Origin of the sequence: Mesorhizobium sp. B3-1-6 (assembly GCF_006439555.1) — a bacterium.
Lineage (GTDB): Bacteria > Pseudomonadota > Alphaproteobacteria > Rhizobiales > Rhizobiaceae > Mesorhizobium.
This window is the reverse complement of the sequence record NZ_VFTM01000008.1, coordinates 104038-121712: the sequence shown is the minus strand read 5'-3', so window position 1 is coordinate 121712 and position 17675 is coordinate 104038. Positions and strand designations below refer to the sequence as shown.

The 17675-nt window shown below is 65.1% G+C and carries 13 protein-coding genes and 1 pseudogene; 11 read left to right on the top strand and 3 right to left on the bottom strand.

Annotated features, from left to right (window positions below):
- Position 1: 1 nt before the first annotated feature.
- Positions 2–2212, bottom strand: a complete 2211-nt coding sequence (locus FJ414_RS09635; RefSeq protein WP_140643876.1) for an EAL domain-containing protein — start codon at positions 2210–2212, stop codon at positions 2–4.
- A 119-nt stretch (positions 2213–2331) separates the two neighbouring features.
- Between FJ414_RS09635 and xseA the strand changes: the two genes are divergently transcribed.
- Together xseA and FJ414_RS09625 are read left to right on the top strand one after the other, a co-directional pair.
- Complete coding sequence (xseA, locus tag FJ414_RS09630) at positions 2332–3897, top strand: exodeoxyribonuclease VII large subunit (protein ID WP_140643875.1); 1566 nt, start codon at positions 2332–2334, stop codon at positions 3895–3897.
- 90 nt (positions 3898–3987) lie between these two features.
- Positions 3988–4182 (top strand): annotated as a pseudogene (locus FJ414_RS09625) (P1 family peptidase); the annotation flags it as partial.
- Positions 4183–4293: 111 nt separating this feature from the next.
- Here FJ414_RS09625 and FJ414_RS09620 read toward each other — a convergent pair.
- Entirely contained in the window at positions 4294–4545 is a 252-nt protein-coding gene (locus FJ414_RS09620; protein WP_140643874.1) for a DUF768 domain-containing protein, read from the bottom strand.
- A 362-nt stretch (positions 4546–4907) separates the two neighbouring features.
- Positions 4908–5579 carry an FCD domain-containing protein gene (locus FJ414_RS09615; protein ID WP_140643873.1) on the bottom strand — a complete coding sequence of 224 codons (672 nt, stop codon included), beginning with the start codon at positions 5577–5579 and terminating at the stop codon, positions 4908–4910.
- A gap of 224 nt (positions 5580–5803) precedes the next feature.
- On the opposite strand from FJ414_RS09615, the gene FJ414_RS09610 reads away from it, so the two are divergent.
- The 9 genes from FJ414_RS09610 to FJ414_RS09570 all read left to right on the top strand — a co-directional run bounded on the left by FJ414_RS09610 (position 5804) and on the right by FJ414_RS09570 (position 17513).
- Complete coding sequence (locus tag FJ414_RS09610) at positions 5804–6682, top strand: fumarylacetoacetate hydrolase family protein (RefSeq protein WP_140643872.1); 879 nt, start codon at positions 5804–5806, stop codon at positions 6680–6682.
- On the top strand, positions 6679–7458 hold the full coding sequence (locus FJ414_RS09605) for an alpha/beta fold hydrolase (protein ID WP_140643870.1): 780 nt from the start codon (positions 6679–6681) through the stop codon (positions 7456–7458). Before FJ414_RS09610 ends, FJ414_RS09605 begins: the two co-directional genes overlap by 4 nt.
- 52 nt (positions 7459–7510) lie before the next feature.
- Positions 7511–8851, top strand: a complete 1341-nt coding sequence (locus FJ414_RS09600; RefSeq protein WP_140643868.1) for an amidohydrolase family protein — start codon at positions 7511–7513, stop codon at positions 8849–8851.
- A 44-nt stretch (positions 8852–8895) separates the two neighbouring features.
- Positions 8896–9897: a branched-chain amino acid ABC transporter permease gene (locus tag FJ414_RS09595; protein ID WP_181181582.1), complete on the top strand. Its 1002-nt coding sequence runs from the start codon at positions 8896–8898 to the stop codon at positions 9895–9897.
- Positions 9894–10922 (top strand): branched-chain amino acid ABC transporter permease, encoded by a 1029-nt coding sequence (locus tag FJ414_RS09590; protein ID WP_140643863.1) that lies wholly within the window; start codon positions 9894–9896, stop codon positions 10920–10922. The genes FJ414_RS09595 and FJ414_RS09590 overlap by 4 nt, the downstream gene beginning before the upstream one ends.
- Before the next feature lie 51 nt (positions 10923–10973).
- Positions 10974–12215: an ABC transporter substrate-binding protein gene (locus FJ414_RS09585; RefSeq protein ID WP_140643860.1), complete on the top strand. Its 1242-nt coding sequence runs from the start codon at positions 10974–10976 to the stop codon at positions 12213–12215.
- Between the two features lie 24 nt (positions 12216–12239).
- Positions 12240–13025 (top strand): ABC transporter ATP-binding protein, encoded by a 786-nt coding sequence (locus FJ414_RS09580; RefSeq protein ID WP_140643857.1) that lies wholly within the window; start codon positions 12240–12242, stop codon positions 13023–13025.
- The gene (locus FJ414_RS09575) at positions 13018–15237 is read left to right on the top strand and encodes an ABC transporter permease (protein WP_140643855.1); all 2220 of its coding nucleotides are present in this window, start codon (positions 13018–13020) and stop codon (positions 15235–15237) included. The genes FJ414_RS09580 and FJ414_RS09575 overlap by 8 nt, the downstream gene beginning before the upstream one ends.
- A gap of 89 nt (positions 15238–15326) precedes the next feature.
- The gene (locus tag FJ414_RS09570; protein WP_140643853.1) at positions 15327–17513 is read left to right on the top strand and encodes a flotillin family protein; all 2187 of its coding nucleotides are present in this window, start codon (positions 15327–15329) and stop codon (positions 17511–17513) included.
- Positions 17514–17675: the final 162 nt, after the last annotated feature.

Sequence of the window (17675 nt, the reverse complement as noted above, 5' to 3'; positions counted from 1 at the left end):
GTCAGGCGCGAGCTGCCGAAAATTCCCGGTCGACGGACGAAACACCCGGCAGCGCAAGCAATTGGCCGGGCTCCAGCGGCGGCGACAGCAGATAGCCCTGCAACTGGTGGCAGCCCATGCCGACCAGCAAGACTTTTTGCACGTCGGTCTCGACGCCTTCAGCGGTCACCTCGACCTTGAGGGCCAGCGCCAGCTCGATCAGCGTCTTGACGATTGCGCGGGCGCTTTCGTCCTCGTCGAGCAGACGCACAAAAGAGCGGTCGATCTTCAGCTTGTCGATCGCCTGGCGGCGCAGATAGCTCAGCGAGGAATAGCCGGTGCCGAAATCGTCGAGCACGATGCGCACGCCGGACTGGCGCAGCGCGGCAATCACCGTGCCGATCGCGTCATCGTGCTCGAGCAACACGCTTTCGGTGGTCTCTAGCTGCAGGCGGGACGGGTCGAGCCCGGTTTCGCTCAGGATCTCGGCGACCTCTTCGGCAAAGCCGATGTTACGCAGCTGCATCGGAGAGATGTTGACGGCGATCCACGACAATTCGGTCGTGACCGCGAAGCGGCAGGCTTCGCCCAGCGCCCATTTGCCGAGCTCACCGATGAGGCCGCGCTCTTCGGCAATCGCGATGAATTGCGCGGCCGGCAAGGCACCATGCACTTCATGCCCCCAGCGGATCAGCGCTTCGGCCCCCAGTATGCCGCGGCCGTCGGCCGCGAAAACCGGCTGATAGGCGAGCTTGATGCCACCTTCGCCGTCGAGCGCCTTGCGGAGTTCGGATTCGACCCTGCGCTTGCGCAACAGGAGATCGTCCATGTCGCCGGCAAACAGCTCGTAGCGGCCACGACCGTTCTTCTTGGCCTCGTAAAGCGCGATGTCGGCCTTGCGCAACAGGTCGTCCGCGTCGGTGTCCGATCCAGACGACAGCGCGATGCCGACGCTCGCGCTGACGAAGACCTGGTCGTCGATCAGCCGGAACGGCTCGCGCAGCTTCAAGAGCAGCCTTTCGGCGATGTCCTCGGCGCTTCCGGCGTTGGGAACGTCAAGCAGGATGACGGCGAATTCGTCGCCGCCGAGTCGCGCGACGGTATCGACTTCGCGGATCGTGTGCTTGAGCCGCGCCGCCGTCTGGCGCACGAGCTCGTCGCCGGCCGGATGGCCGAGCGTGTCGTTGATATGCTTGAAGCGATCGAGGTCGAGGTAAAGCAGCGCCACGCGCGTTCTGTCCTGGCTGGCGAACAGCAGCGTGCGCCGCAAGCGGTCCTCGAACAGCGCCCGGTTGGGCAGGCCGGTGAGCGTGTCGTGGAAGGCGAGATACTGCGCCTGGTCCTGACTTGTCTGCAGCGCGGCCGAGGCGCGACGCAACCTGCGCAACAGGAAGACCAGCACGCCGCCCGCCAACAGCAGCGCGACCGCCAAGGCAGGAGCGATCTCGCGCACCAAGGCAAGGCCGGGCCGCAGCTGCTCCCAGCCGATATAGCCGAGGATGACGCCGCGCGAATCGACCAGCGGCACGGCGGCTGGGCCAGCCGCCTGTGACAAAGGCACCAGCCGCGCGCCATCAAGCAGGTACTTTCCGGCGATCTTGCCGATCACCGCGTCGTTGATGAATTCGACCGACACATGCAGGCACTCGGTGCCGCGCGCCTGGGTGATCCTGTCCGAGCTCGGCACCAGCGGCATCACACTCAGGATCGCCGGCTTGCCGTCGAGCGACACCAGATCCCCGGCCATCATCTTCGCAGGCTGGCCGTACGCATCGGTCTGCGGCGGCCCAGCCAGCATGCGACGCAGTTTTTCGATGATGGGAAGAAGCGTGGGCTGGTCCTCGCCATAGGCGGAAGCGTCGACCACCTTGCCCTCGCGCATGGCGTGGATCGCATGATTGGCGGCGTCGAGAATATAGACCCGGTTGTGACCGTAATAGGTGTACATCCAGACACTGAGATTCTCTTCGATCCAGGTCTGGTTACCTGCCCTCACATTGATGATCGCGTCATCCCAGACCGAAACGCTTTCCTGCTCCCGCTGAACAGACGCAATCTGGTCTTTCAAACCATCGGCGATGAACATCTTTTGTCGTACGAGCGAGGCATCATCGGCCTGGCTGGCCGCGTAGAAGCCGAAGCCTACGACGATGGCCAAAGCGAATGCGGCGAGCGTCAGCACGGTCAGGGTGACCTGACGGGTCAACGGGCTGCTGGTTTGGCGTACGCTCATCAAGTCCCCGGCCGGCTCTTCTGGGCCTGTCAAAGCAAATCGGGCTTAAGATCGCGTTATAATATTAGCGCGGTTTCTCAGCGCTTGACGCGGGCCGATAAGCGTTCCCCAATCGCCAAATGAGTGAAACAGCAACCGAATCACGCAGCAACGCCACCGAATACACAGTGAGCGAGATTTCCGGCGCGCTGAAGCGCACTGTCGAGGACGCCTTCGGCAATGTGCGGGTGCGTGGCGAGATTTCCGGCTATCGCGGCCCGCATTCGTCCGGCCACGCCTACTTCGCGTTGAAGGACGACCGAGCGCGGATCGATGCCGTGGTCTGGAAGACCACCATGGCGCGGCTGAAGTTCCGCCCCGAGGAAGGCATGGAGGTGATCGCCAGCGGCAAGCTGACGACCTATCCCGGCAAATCCAACTACCAGATCGTCATCGACAATCTTGAGCCGGCGGGCGCCGGCGCGCTGATGGCGCTGCTCGAAGAGCGCAAACGACGGCTGCAGGCCGAAGGCCTGTTCGATGCCAGCCGCAAGCGCCGGCTGCCGTTCATGCCCAAAGTCATCGGCGTCGTCACCTCGCCGACCGGCTCGGTGATCCGCGACATCATCCATCGCATCAAGGACCGGTTTCCGCTCCATGTGCTGGTCTGGCCGGTGAGGGTTCAGGGCGACACGACCGCCAGGGAAGTCACGGCTGCGGTCAACGGCTTCAACGCGTTGACATGGGAGGGACCCATCCGCCAGCCCGATCTGTTGATCGTGGCGCGCGGCGGCGGCAGCCTCGAAGACCTCTGGGGCTTCAACGACGAAGGGCTGGCGCGGGCCGTTGCGGCGTCCGCCATCCCGGTGATCTCGGCCGTCGGGCACGAGACCGATACGACTCTGATCGACTTCGTCGCCGACATGCGCGCGCCGACGCCGACGGGTGCGGCCGAGATCGCCGTACCGGTCAGGGCGGAGCTGGAGGCGACGCTCGCCAGTCTCGGCGCGCGGCTCAACGCCTGCGCCTCGCGGCATCTGGAGCGCAAGCGCCAGGCGGTGCGCGCGGCGGCGCGGGCACTCCCCTCGCCCGACCAGTTGCTGGCGCTGCCGCGCCGCCGTTTCGACGATGCGACGAGCCGGCTCGGCCGCGGGTTGACGGTAAATATCGAGCGCAAGCGAGCCACGCTGGAGCGGCAAAGGCTGACGCCGGCGACCCTGTCGCGGCGCCTCAACGAAGCGCGCACGCTGACCGGCCGCGACATTGCCCGGGCGCGAGCCGCGTTCTTCGCCATCGTGCGCGAGCGCCGCGCGCGCTTTCAGCGCAATTCTACGCGGCTGTCGCCGGCGCCGATTGTCCGACGGCAGAAGCTGCAGGTCGACGCATTGGCCGGACTGTCGCGCAGGCAGGACCAGGCGACGGCGCGGCGGCTCGACCGGCTGCGCGCGGCTCTCACCCAGGCGGACCGGCTGCTTTCGACATTGTCGCACAAAGCCGTGCTGGCGCGCGGCTTCGCGCTGGTCAAGGACGCTGACGGCGCCGTGATCAAGCGGGTCGCGGAGGTGGCGCCCGGCGTGGCGCTGCAGCTGGAATTCGCCGACGGCAATGCCGAAGCCATCGCCACCAGCGGCGGCGCACGGCCGAAGCTGGCCGCGAAATCGCCCGCGAAAGCCAGGGAGCCGGGCAATCAGGGCTCGTTGTTCTGAGGTTTCCATGAGCAACCACGACCCGCATCTTCGCACGCCATCGGGCAAGCCGCGCCTGCGCTCCTTCAGTATCGCGCTCCGGAGGCCACCCAGGCGGCTTCCGGCCGCATCGCCCGCGCGGAGTTCATCCCGGACGTCGACATCGACCCGTTCTTCGACGCGGTCGTGCAAGGTGTCGAGGAAGCGATCCTCAACGCATTGGTCGCCAATGAGGATATGACGGGGCGCGACGGCAATTTCGTGCCGGCGCAGCCGAAGACGTGGCTGAAGGAAAAATTCGGATAGAGCGTTTCACGGAAACGCTCTATCTTTTTGTTTTTACGCAATTCCGGACGGAAAACCGTTACACACTTTTCTTGGAATTGCTCTAAGAGCCGGCGTGTGGCAGGCGGCTGTTTATTCCGCCGGCTTGTCGGGCTTCGCTTCGCTGGTGCCCTCTTCGGCGGCCTCCTCGAGGCGCGACGCGATCAGTTCCTGGATGTCGCCGACCTCTTCCTGGATGTCCTCCAGGAGAATGCCTGCCTCGGCGGCCTTGGCGCAGCACTCCTTGGCAAGGGTCTCGGCCTGCTCGATCTTGATCGGCGAATGCTGGCATTGGACTTTCTCGCCAATCCATCCGCGCAAGAACTCGATCGCATGTTCACTCATACTGCTTCTTCCCTAGCGGCTAAGCCGGTTGGTAGCCATGAACGTCCGCCCCCCATTCGAGCCGAGTCGGCCTCGACCGGCAAGACATCTTGCCCGTGGTTCGCGAAACCGAAGGAATGGAAGGGTTGAAGGTGCACGTTCAGATCGTTGAGAATGATGGCATTGTTGGCCGGGATCGACAGAAGGCCGCCGTTGTTGTTTTTGCTGGCTTTTTTCTATGTTCGACAGCGCATTTGTATCACGATGGGTAGCACAGACTGTGTCACAGCTTTCCGGTCAACGTTGCCCCGGCTTTAGCTGGAGCAGGCGCTATATAGTGGCATCCTCATGCGATGTCGACTCGGGGTCCTTCATCGGGGCGACTACCTCCCCAGAAGATTGCGCTCGACGGTCCTCAGATGCGTCAGCATCGCGTTGCTGGCGCCTTCGGAGTCGCGCGTCAGCAAGGCATCCAGGACGAGCTGGTGCTCGCTGCAATAGGTGGCGCGGCGTTCCTCCGAGAAGGAACGCTTCTTCATCTCGAACCACGGCCGCTGATTGCGCAGGACGCGCATGAGATTGTGGATCTCCTTGAGGAAGTCGTTGCGCGAGCACGCGAATATGCGGTGATGAAATTCCGCGTCCCAGTGCTCGAACGTCGGCATATCCTGGGATGCGCAGGCGATCTTGTGCGCCTCGCGCACTGCGTTCAATTCGCCGGCGCTTGCGTTGGTCGCGGCGAAGGATGCCGCCGCCGGCTCCAGCAACTGCCTGATCTCCATCATGTCGGCCGGGCTGGTCCCTTCCATCCGCGCGACGGTCGCGGCCATGGAATCGGGATTGGCTGCCGTCAAAAAAGTTCCGCGACCAACATGCCGTACGACCGTGCCGTCATCCTCGAGCAGGCCGACGGCGCGGCGCACGGTGTTGCGCGCCACACCGAACTCGCTCGCCAGGTCACGCTCGGGCGGCATACGGCCGTTTTCCATCCATTCGCCCAGCGAAATCCGTTTCTTCAAGGCGATGGCGATGTCGTTGGCAACCAGCTTGGGCATATTTGGCAGCGTTTATCTGATCCAATGATGAACCATTCATAGCAGCTTTTCGTGCGCCCGTCCATCATGCAGGCCTGCAAACAGGCCCACATTTGTACGGCCGCGAGCGTTGGAATTATTTCAAGCAGCCAATCCGAATCCGGCTTGCGGCCTAAGCCAATTGGCGCTAGCGTGTTTCAAAAGAGCAGAAAATTGGCTCAAAATTGGTTCACGGGAGGAAATTCATGCGGGTCGCGACTTTCTCGCTCGCCGGCGAAAGGCGGGTCGGCCTCGTCGATCTTGCCGCCCAGACTGTCGCCCCCTTCGATTTCCCCGTCGAGCGCGCCGAGACCGGATTGCTGGCGCTGATCGAACGCAACGGAGCCGGCCTGCCGCGCACCCTCTCCCCGGTTCCGCTGGCGGGCGTAGAGATCGAAGCTCCGATTCCACAGCCACGCCGCAACATCTTCTGCGTCGGCAAGAACTATTACGAGCATGCGCACGAATTCGCCCGCAGCGGCTTCGATTCCAGCGCCGGCGCCGGCGCGGTGCCAAAACACCCGATCATCTTCTCCAAAGTGCCGGAATCGGTCGTCCCCAACCACGCCAGCGTGTTGATCGACTCCTCCGTGTCGACAGCGATCGACTATGAGGCGGAGCTCGCCGTCATCATCGGCAAGGGCGGGCGCGGCATCTCGAAAGAGGAAGCCCTCGACCACATCTGGGGCTACACGATCATCAACGACGTCACGGCGCGCGACCTGCAAGGCAAATACAGCCAGTGGCTGATCGGCAAATCGCAGGACACGTTCTGTCCGATGGGTCCATGGGCCGTCACCAGGGACGAGTTCGATCTCGCCAGCGCCGGCATCCGCTGTTTCGTCAACGAGGACCTGCGCCAGGACTCCAGGATATCGCTGCTCATCTTCGATATCCCGACCATCATCGCCACGCTGTCGCAAGGTATCACGCTCAAGCCCGGCGACATCATCGCCACCGGCACGCCCGTCGGCGTCGGCATCGGCTTCGACCCGCCCAGATATCTCAAGCCCGGCGATGTCGTGCGCATCGAGATCGACGGCATCGGCACGCTGGAGAACCGCTTCGTGGAGAGGCCGCAATGACGACCGTGACTGTCGGCCAGGTCGTCGGGGAAGTTACAGGCGAAGGCGCGGCCGTGGTGATGATCCACGGCCTCGGCGGCACTTCGAACATGTTCCAGCCGCAGATGGGAGCGCTGTCGGGCTACCGCGTCGTCCGGCTCGACCTGCCGGGCTCGGGCCGTTCGCCGCAGCCGATCGAGCCGCTCACCATCGAAGGGATGAGCGAAGCCGTGATCCGCGCCATGGCCGGCATGGGCGTAACGTCGGCGCACCTCGTCGGCCATTCGATGGGCACCATCATCTGCCAGCAGATCGCGGCGACACAGCCCTCCTTGGTAGCTTCGCTCGCGCTGTTCGGCGCTTTGGCCGAACCTGCGGAAGCGACCCGGCAAGGCTTGGCCAACCGAGCCCGTCTGGCACGCTCCGGCGGCATCGCCGACATCGCCGATCAGATCGTCGCCAACGCGATCTCGGCGCACACCAGGGAGACATCGCCCGCGGCAGCGGCCTTCGTGCGGGAATCGATCACCCGCCAGGACCCCGAATCCTATGCCCGCACCTGCGAGGCCCTGGCCAAGGCGACAGCTGTCGATGCGCGCCGGATTTCGGCGCCGACCCTGCTCGTCACCGGCGATGCCGACACGGTCAATCCGCCAGGCGTCGCCCAGGCGCTTGCCGACAAGATCAAGGGAGCCGTATTCTCCTCGCTCGATCGGTGCGGACACTGGGCCACGGTGGAAAGTCCGCGCGAGAGCAGCTCGAAGCTCGCCGATTTTTTGAGACGGGTTGATAGGTGAGGATTTCGGATCGGGCGTAGACTTACGCGCTCGGCAAGTTGGGAGGCTTGTTATGGCAGACGAAAACTGGGCCGGAAACGGGTCGGGAAGCACGCTCTTCACCAATGTGCGCGTGCTCGACGCATCAGGTGAATATCCCTACACCGGCGAGGTGCTGGTGCAGGGCAACCGCATCAAGCAGATCACCAAGGGCTCGTCCCGCTTCGGCTCCTCCGCGTCGTCTTCCTACAATGGCGGCGCGCCAGGGGGCGTCACCGTGATCGACGGCATGGGCGCGACGCTGATGCCCGGCATGATCGACGCGCATCTGCATCTGTCCTGGAACAACGCGCCCGGCATCGATCCCATCCAGATGATGGAAATCGAGGAGCACATGCTGGTCACCATGGAGATGGCCAAGCTGGTGCTCGATGCCGGCTTCACCGCCGGCCGGGGCGCGGCCGCCGCCAAGCCGCGGCTCGACGTCGTCGCTAAGAAGTTCATCAACCAGGGCCGGTTTCCCGGACCGCGTTACCTCGCGGCGGGACCGGAGATCACAACGGTCGGCGGCCTCGGCGATTCCGCGCCCTCGCATATTCCGCATGAGGGCCTCAATCTCGGCATCGTCGTCTCCGGTCCGGAGGAAATCCGCCGCACGGTGCGCCAGCTGATCAAATACGGCGTCGATTCGATCAAGCTCAACCTATCCGGCGAGAGCATCACCGGCATGGGCGCCGAGGAGACGCCGATGTCGGAAGAGGAGGTCGCCATGGCCGCCTCCGAGGCGCGTTGCCGCAACAAGGTCCTGTCGGCGCACGCACGCTCTTCCGGCTCGGTCAAGCAGTGCGTGCGCCACGGCATCCAGAACATCTACCACGCCTCCTTCGCCGACGAGGAAGCGCTCGACATGCTCGAGGCGGTCAAGGACAAGCATTTCGTGGCGCCGGGCATCGCATGGCTGATCAACACCGCGCGGTACGCCGAGCAATGGGGCATCAAGCCCGGCTCGCCGCTGTCGCTCGAATATGAGCGAGAGCTTGAAATGTGCGTCGACACGATGAAGAAGATGCACCGGCGCGGCATTCGCGTGTGCATCGGCGGCGACTACGGCTTTGCCTGGACGCCGCAAGGCACCAACGCCAAGGACATCCAGACCTTCGTCGAGATGCTCGGCTTCTCGCCGATGGAGGCGATCCAGGCCGGCACCAAATATGGCGGCCAGATCATGGGCATGGGCGACGAGCTTGGCCTGATCAAGGAAGGCTACCTCGCCGATATCCTGCTGATCGACGGCGACCCGATTTCGGACGTGCGCATCCTGCAGGACAAGAACCGCATCCTCGCCATCATGAAAGACGGTAAGTTCCACAAGGCGCCGCGCATGAACGAGCAGCGCCGGCGGCTGACCGCATGAGCATACTCGACCAGCCATCGTCCTCGCAGCTGTCGGGCGGCGGCATGACACGCCGCCAGGCCTGGGGCCTGGTCGGCCTGCTGGCCGCGGCGATCGTCGCCTGGCTGGTCTTCGCCGTCTGGCCCGCCTGGCTGAACGCGATCCTGATCTCCAAGAAGGCCTTCGTCAGCGCCATCCTCAACGGCCTGACGCTCGCCGGCCTCTATTTCCTGGTCGCCAGCGGATTCACCCTGATCTTCGGCCTGATGCGCAACATCAACCTGGCGCACGGCTCGCTTTACCTGCTCGGCGCCTATATCGGCTACGAGGTCACCAGCCGCACCGGCTACTGGCTGCTCGGCGTCGCCGCCGGCTTTGCGGTGCTGGCCATCATCGGCGTCGCCATGCAGGTTTTCGTCTTCCGCCGCCTGGAGGGCGACGACCTCCGACAGACCCTGGTCACCATCGGCATCTCGATCGTCGCCGCGGACCTGATGCTGGCGGTGTGGGCCGGCGGCACCTACCAGATCGCCACGCCGGAATGGCTCGACGGCGCCTTGACCCTGCCAGTCATCACAGCAGTGCGCTCGAACGGCGCTTCGGTTTTCCTGACCTATCCGCTCTACCGCGTGGTCGTGCTGGCGGCGGCGATCGTCATCGGAGTCGGGCTCTGGCTGATGCTCAACAGGACCCGCGTCGGCATGATGATCCGCGCCGGCGTCGACGACCGCGCCATGCTGTCGGCCTCGGGCGTCAACGTGCATGCGGTGTTCGCCATCGTCTTTGCGGTCGGCGCCGGGCTTGCCGGTTTCGCCGGCGTGGTCGGCGGATCGGCCCTCTCGGTCGCACCCGGCGAGGACGTGCGCTATTTGCTTGCCTCGCTGGTCGTGGTGATCGTCGGCGGCATGGGCTCCATCACCGGCGCGGCGATCGGAGCGCTGCTCATCGGGCTGGCCGAGCAGATCGGCCTGGTCTATTTCCCGACCTACGGCGTGGTGCTCACCTTCGTCATCATGGTGGTGACGCTGGCGGTGCGGCCGCAAGGCATCATGGGGAAGGCGAGATGAGCCTGACCACGGTCGCCGACGGCGCGGTGCCGCAACAGAACTGGCTGGACAAGATCGGCGCGGGTCATGTCATCCTTGCCGTCGCGCTCGTTCTGTATCCGCTGGTGGCATCGGATTTCTTCCTGACGCAGATCGCCGGCTACTCGATGATCTTCGGCGTGCTGGCGTTGTCGCTGATGCTGCTGGCCGGCTATGGCGGAATGCTCAGCCTGGCGCAGATCACGGTCGCCGGGATCGCCGCCTACGCCGTCGCCATCCTCGGCAGCAACAATTCCAACGTGCTGGGCTTCGGCTGGCCCTGGTGGATCGTCGTCCCCTTCGCGGTTGCCGCGGCGGCGGTGTCGTCGGCGCTGATCGGCTGGATCTCGGTGCGCACGGAAGGCATCTACACGCTCATGATCACGCTGGCGATCGCGACGGCGACCTTCTACTTCGCCCAGCAGAACTACGCGATCTTCAACGGCCATTCCGGCTACGCCGGCATTCACGCGCCGGTGTTCTGGGGCATCGACTGGCGGGATCCGAGACCCTTCTATTACCTCTGTCTCGGCCTTGCGGCGCTGTCCTACGCGGCAGTGCTCTACGGCTCCCGCTCCACCTTCGGCATGACCTTGCAGGCGATCCGCGACAATCCGCGAAGGATGCGGGCGCTGGGCTATCATGTCACCGCGCACAAGGTCTTCGCCTGGTTCCTGGCAGGCATCCTCGCCGGGCTGGCGGGCGTGCTTCTGGTGTGGTTCAACGGGCGCGTCTCGCCCGGCACTATCGGTGTCGACGTGGCGATCGACATCCTGATCATCGCCGTCATCGGCGGCCTGCGCCATCCGATCGGGCCGTTCGTCGGCGCGATCGTCGTCATACTGATGCAGACCTTCGCCATCGACATCGTCGGTGCCGAGCGTTTCAACACGCTGATCGGCCTGGTGTTCCTGGCGATCGTCTTCGTCTCACCGGATGGAATTCTTGGGTTGTGGGGGAGGATCAAGCCACATCTTGCCCAGGGATCCTTGCGCGCCGGCCCCTAGCGGCTGGCGCGGATGAAGCACTGCTGACCAATCAAACGGGAGGAACCGAAAATGCACAGACGTACACTGCTGGCCCTGGCGCTGTTCACCGGGCTGACCGCGCCTTCGATGGCGCTCGCCGCCGACGACACGATCAAGATCGGCCTGCTCGCCACTTTCGAGGGGCCGTTCACGGTGCTCGGCGAGGACGGCGAACGCGGCGCCATGACCGCGGTCGCCGAGACCAACGGCACCGTCGCCGGCAAGAAGATCGAGATCGTCAAAGGCTCGTCCGACGCCTCGCCCGACAGCGCCGTGCGCGCCGCGCGCAAGCTTGTCGAGCAGGACGGCGTGAAGGTGCTGGTCGGCCCGCTTTCGGGCGATGAAGGCCTCGCCGTCAAGGACTATGCCAAGACCAAGCCGGACGTGACGTTCATCAACGGCACCTCGGCAGCGCAGGACACCACGCTGCGCAATCCGGCCGAGAACTTCTTCCGCTTTTCCACCGACGGCGCGCAGTGGATGGCCGGCCTCGGCACCTACGCCTTCAACGACAAGGGCTACAAGAAGGTCGCCACCGTCGCCGAGGATTACTCCTTCCCCTACACGCAGGTGTTCGGCTTCATGGCCGAGTTCTGCAAGGCCGGCGGGCACGTGCCGTCGAAATCCTGGGTGCCGATCGGCAACAAGGACTTCTCCTCCGTCATCGCGGCGATCCCCGAGGATGTCGATGCCATCTATGTGGCGCTCGGCGGCGCCGACGCCGTCAACTTCCTGACCCAATACCAGCAGGCCGGGGGCTCGGCTCCGCTCATCGGCGGCTCGATCACCGTCGACCAGACCGTGCTGACTTCGAAAGGCAAGCTGAAGGATGTGCTGAAAGGCACGCCGTCTGCCGGACCGACCGCCGACACCAATGACGCGCCGGCCTGGAAGGCGTTTGTCGACGCCTACGAGAAGCAGCCGGGAGCCTTCCCCTCGCCGTCGCTCTTCGCCCATGGCTACTATGTGAACATGAAGGCGACGCTGCTGGCGCTCGACCAGGTTGGCGGCGACGTCTCCGACGGCGGCAAGAAGTTGCGCGAGGCCTTGTCGAAGCTTTCCTTCGACACGCCGACCGGCAAAGTGTCGCTCGACAAGAACCGCAACGCCGTCGCCGACATCTTCTTGACCGAGGTTACCGAAGGCTCGGACGGCACTCTTCTCAACAAGCTGGTCAAGGTCGTGCCGCAGGTCAACCAGACGCTGGGCATCCCCGAGGACGAGTTCATGAAGCTCGGGGCGGTCAACCGCGACAATCCGAGCTGCCCCTAACGGCACGCGCCAAGAGCATCGTCAGTGACCGAAAACCTGGCCGCGAACCGTCTGCAAAGCACCAGTGCCTACGCGCTGGAGCTCGATGGCGTGGCGCGGCATTTCGGAGCGCTGGTGGCGCTCTCGGGCATCGATATGAGGATCGCGGCCGGCGAGCGGCGCGCGGTCCTCGGCTCCAACGGCGCCGGCAAGACCACCCTGTTCAACGCCGTGACCGGCGACTTCCTGCCGACGGCCGGACGCATCCGCTTCTTCGGTGAGGACATCACCGACCTGCCGCCGCACGAGCGCATCCGCCGCGGCCTGCGCCGCACCTATCAGATCTCGCAGCTGCTCAAGGGGCTGTCGGTCCTCGATTCCATCTTTCTCGCCTGCCGAGGCGTCTCGCGCCAGCGGTTTTCGCTGCTGAGGCCCACCGCCGCCGACGTCAACATGGTGCAGGCGCGATCGATCCTCGAGGCGGTTCATCTCGAAGCCCATCGCGACGCACTGGTGGCGACGCTGAGCCACGGCCAGCAACGCCAGTTGGAAATCGCGCTGGCGCTCGCCGGCGCGCCGCGCTTCATCCTGTTCGACGAACCGGCGGCGGGTCTTTCGCCGACCGAGCGGCGCGACCTCGTCGCCATCCTCAACGCGCTGCCGAAGCATATCGGTTTCATCATCATCGAGCATGATCTCGACGTCGCCCTGCGCGTGGCGGACTACGTGTCGATGATGCACAATGGGCACCTGTTCAAGGAAGGCACGCCGCAGGAAATCGAGGCCGATCTGGAGGTCCAACAGATCTATCTCGGAGGCAAGCATGGCTGAACGCCCCGCCGGCAAAAGCCCCAGGGCGGTGCTGAAGATAGAAGACCTGCAGGTCTTCTACGGCGAGAGCCATGCCTTGCAGGGGATTTCGCTGACGCTGGAGAGCGGCGTGCTTTCCGTGGTCGGCCGCAACGGCATGGGCAAGTCGACGCTGTGCAATACCATCGTCGGACTGAAGCGCGCGCGCTCCGGCTCGATCCGCTTCGACGGCCGCGAGACCACCGCGCTCGAACCGCACGAGATCCACCGCCTTGGCGTCGGCTATGTGCCGCAGGGGCGGCGCGTCTGGCCAAGCCTGACGGTCGACGAGCATCTGCGCCTTGCCGGCGGCAATCGGCGTGACGCGAGTTGGACGGTCGAGCGTGTCTACCAGACCTTTCCGCGCCTGGCGGAGCGCCGGCACAATGGCGGATCGCAGCTGTCGGGGGGCGAGCAGCAGATGCTCGCCATCTCGCGCGCGCTCCTCAGCGACCCGAAGCTTCTGGTGATGGATGAGCCGACCGAGGGGCTGGCGCCGATCATCGTCGACCAGGTCGAAAAGATGCTGGTCGACCTTGCCGCCGAAGGCGAGATGGCGGTGCTCGTGATCGAGCAGAACATCGGCGTCGCCACCGCTGTCTCCAGCCAGGTCGCGATCATGGTCAATGGCCGGATCAACCGGCTGATGGACGCGGCCGCGCTCGCCGTCGACCGCGACCTGCAGCAGCGGCTGCTCGGCGTCGGACGCCATGCCGAGGAAGCGCCTGTCACGCCGACGGAAGCGGCACAGGCAAAGGAGCAACTGGCGGCCGTCTATCGCGTCGACCGCGCGTCCGCCGGATCGCTCGAGCCGGCGGGGGGCGACGGCGTCTATCGGCCCGTCACCCAATTGCCCAACCGCTGGAACGTGCCGGTCACCGAACTGAGGCAGGCGGCCGTCGACAAGACGGCGCCCCAGGACGACCCGAGGAAGGTCTTCGCCATCCCCTTTGCCGAGCGCATCGGCAAAACCGTGCTGGTCGTCGGCACGTTCGACACCAAGGGCAAGGAATTGCGCTTCGTCGCCGACCGGCTGAAGTCGCTCGGACTGCCTGTGCGCACCGTCGACCTGTCGACGTCGGGAAAGCCGTCGAGCGCGGACGTGCCCGCCATGCAGGTGGCCGGCATGCACCCGCGCGGATCCTCGGCCGTCTTCACCGACGATCGCGGCGGCTCGGTCGGCGCCATGGCGGAGGCTTTCGCGCGCTGGATCGAGCGGGAACCGCGCATCGGCGGCATCATCTCGGCGGGCGGCTCCGGCGGCACGACGCTGGCGACGTCCGGCATGCGGGTCTTGCCGGTCGGCATCCCCAAGCTGATGGTCTCGACGGTGGCTGCGGGCGACGTCGCCAAATATGTCGGCGGCGCCGACATCATGATGTTCCATTCGGTCGCCGATGTTCAGGGGCTGAACTCGATCACCGAGCAGGTGCTGTCCAACGCCGCCCACGCCATGGCCGGCATGGTCGCGCAACTGCCCAATGCCGAGGCGTGGGACGCCAGGCGCAAGCTGGCGCGCCCTGCCCTCGGCATCACCATGTTCGGTGTCACCACGCCGGCGGTGCAGGCGGTGACGAAACGGCTCGAAGCCGACTATGACTGCCTCGTCTTCCACGCCACCGGCATCGGCGGGCGCGCCATGGAGAATCTCGCCGACTCCCGGCTGCTATCGGCCTTCCTCGATCTCACCACGACCGAAGTGGCCGACATGATCGTCGGCGGCGTCTTCCCGGCGACCGAGGATCGTTTCGGAGCGGCGATCCGCACAAGGCTGCCCTATGTCGGCTCGGCCGGCGCGCTCGACATGGTCAATTTCGGGCCGCGCGAGACCGTGCCGGAAAAGTTCCGCGGCCGCAAATTCGTCATTCACAATCCAAATGTCACGCTGATGCGCACGACCCGCGACGAGAACCGGGCCTTCGGCGAATGGATCGGCGGGCGGCTCAACGCCATGGACGGACCGGTGCGCTTCCTGCTGCCCGAGGGCGGCGTGTCGCTGCTCGATGCGCCTGGCCAGCCCTTTCACGATCCGGAAGCCGACAACGCTCTGTTCGAAGCGATCGAACGGACCGTTCGCAGGACGCCGCAACGCCATGTCGAGCGGGTGCGCGCCAACATCAACGACACGCCCTTTGTCGATGCGGTGATCAGCGCTTTCCACGCGATCGGCCCAAAGCTGCAGAGGCGGGCATGAACAGTTGGACTTTACCGGACGGCGGACGGATCTTCGAAATTGGTGCCGGGCGCCTGGCACTGACCGGATTGTGTAGGGGAGAATAAATCATGGACGCGCAGAGCTTTGGCGCTTTCCTGTTGTGGCTGATCGTTGCCGCGGTCGTCGTGGTGATCGCCGTCTACATCTTGCGATGGCTCTATCGCCGCTCGACCAAGGAGACGGCGTTCGTGCGCACCGGCTTCCTGGGCGAGAAGGTGGTGGTCAATGGCGGCGCCTTCGTCATTCCGGTGCTGCACGAGATCACCCCGGTCAACATGGGTGTGCTGCGCATCGAGGTTCGCCGCGAGGACGCGCTGGCGCTGATCACCAGGAACCGCATGCGCGTCGACCTCATCGCAGAGTTCTTCGTCCGCGTCGGCGCGAGCCGGGAATTTGTTGCCGCGGCGGCGCAGACGCTCGGCCGCCGCACGCTGCAGCCCGAGAGCCTGCGCGAACTGCTGGAAGGCAAGTTCGCCGGCGCCATGCGCACCGTCGCCGCGCAGATGACGCTGGAAGAGATGCATGAGCTGCGCGGCGACTACGCCGACAAGGTCCGCGCGCTTGCTTCGGATTCGCTGACCGCCAACGGGCTGGAACTGGAAAGCGTCGCCATCGTCGACCTCGACCAGACCAGCCTCGAATATTTCGATCCGTCCAACGCCTTCGATGCCGAAGGCCTGACGCAGCTGACGGAGTCCATCGAGACCAGGCGCCGCATGCGCAACGAGATCGAGCAGCGCACTTTGGTCGACATCCGCAACCAGAACCTCGACACCCAGCGCAAGGTGCTGGAGATCGAGCGCGACACAGAATATGCGCGCCTTGAACAGGAGCGCGAAGTCGAGATCCGCCGCGCGGCGCAGCGCTCCGAGCTCGCCAGGGAACGGGCCGTACGCGACCAGGAAGCCGAACAGGCGCAACTTTCCGCGCGCGAGGCGGTGGAGAAATCGCGCCTCGCCCAGGAGCGCAGCATCACCGAGGAACGCATCCGCAGCGAGGAGGACACGCAGCGCCGCGAGATCGCGCGCCGCCGCGCGCTCGACGAGGCCGAGATGAAGATGCGCGAATTGACCGAGCGCGAACAGATCGCTCTCGGGCTTGCGCTGGAGAAGGCGCGCATCGAGCGCGAAGGCGCGCAGAGCGGGCTCGAGATCGAACGCAAGAAGTCGCTCGAAATAGCCGAGCTCGAACGCCAGATCGCGCTAGCGGAAAAGGCGCTCGAAGTAACCAAGGCGGAGGCGGAGAAGCGCCGCGCCGAGATCGTCGAGAACCAGGCAACCGAGACCGCGCGGATCGAGCAGGAACGTGCCGTCGACGAGGTGCGGATCGCCAGGGAACGCCATCTCGAAGCCTTGCAGATCGCCAAGCGCCAGGCCTTCGAGGAAGCCGAGATCTCGGCTGGAGAAGAGGTCGAGCGAGCCCGCATCACCACCGAGCGCGGCATCGAGGAGGCGCGCCTCATCAAGGAACGGGACCTGCGGCAGCTCAGCGTCGACCGCGACCAGAAGATCGAGATCGCCGAGATCCAGAAGGCTATCGACATCGCCAAGAAGACGCAGGAACGCTCCTCGGCGATCGCCGCGTCGGAAGCCGTTCGCGCCAAGGCCATCCAGGCCGAGGAACAGGCCCTGACCGCCCGCGAGCGCGAGATCGCCGAGCGCCGCAAGCTGACCGACCTGATCGCCGCCAGCCGAGAGGCGGAGCGCGAGGCCCTTCGCGTGACGGCCGCCGCCGACGCCGAGATGAAGGCCGCAAAGAGCCTGGCGGAGGCGCAGAAGATCGCGGCCGTCGCCGCCGCGGAATCGGAAAAGATCCACGCCCTTGCCGCCGCCCAGCGCTACGAGGTCGACGCGACCGGCCATCGGCAGATCAACGAAGCGGAGAACCTTCTCTCCAGCGAGGCGCGCGCCGGGCGCCTGCGCGGTAAATTGCTGGATCACATGGAAGGCATCATCCGCGAGAGCGTCAAGCCGATGGAGAAGATCGACGGCATCAAGATCCTGCATGTCGACGGTATCAACGGCGGATCCGGCGGCAACCGCAACGTCACCGACGAGGTGATCGATTCGGCGCTGCGTTACCGGGTGCAGGCGCCGATGATCGACAATCTGATGAAGGAGATCGGCATCGAAGGCGGCTCGCTCGGACGGATGACCGACGTGCTGCGCGACGCCAAGGACATTTCCAACCTCGCCCGCGATAAAAAGGGCAAGGGCAAGGCCGCCAAGGACGATGATGACGACCGCGACCATTGAGGTGACGGCGGTGTTTTCTTGCCAAGTGGTTCCCCCACTCCGTCGCTGCTTCGCAGCGCCACCTCTCCCCCCTCCGGAGAGAGAGGAAAGGAGCCAGTTGGAATCGCCTCGCGCCTTTCCTCTCCCCCGTCGATCGGGGGAGAGGTGTCGAGCGAAGCTCGA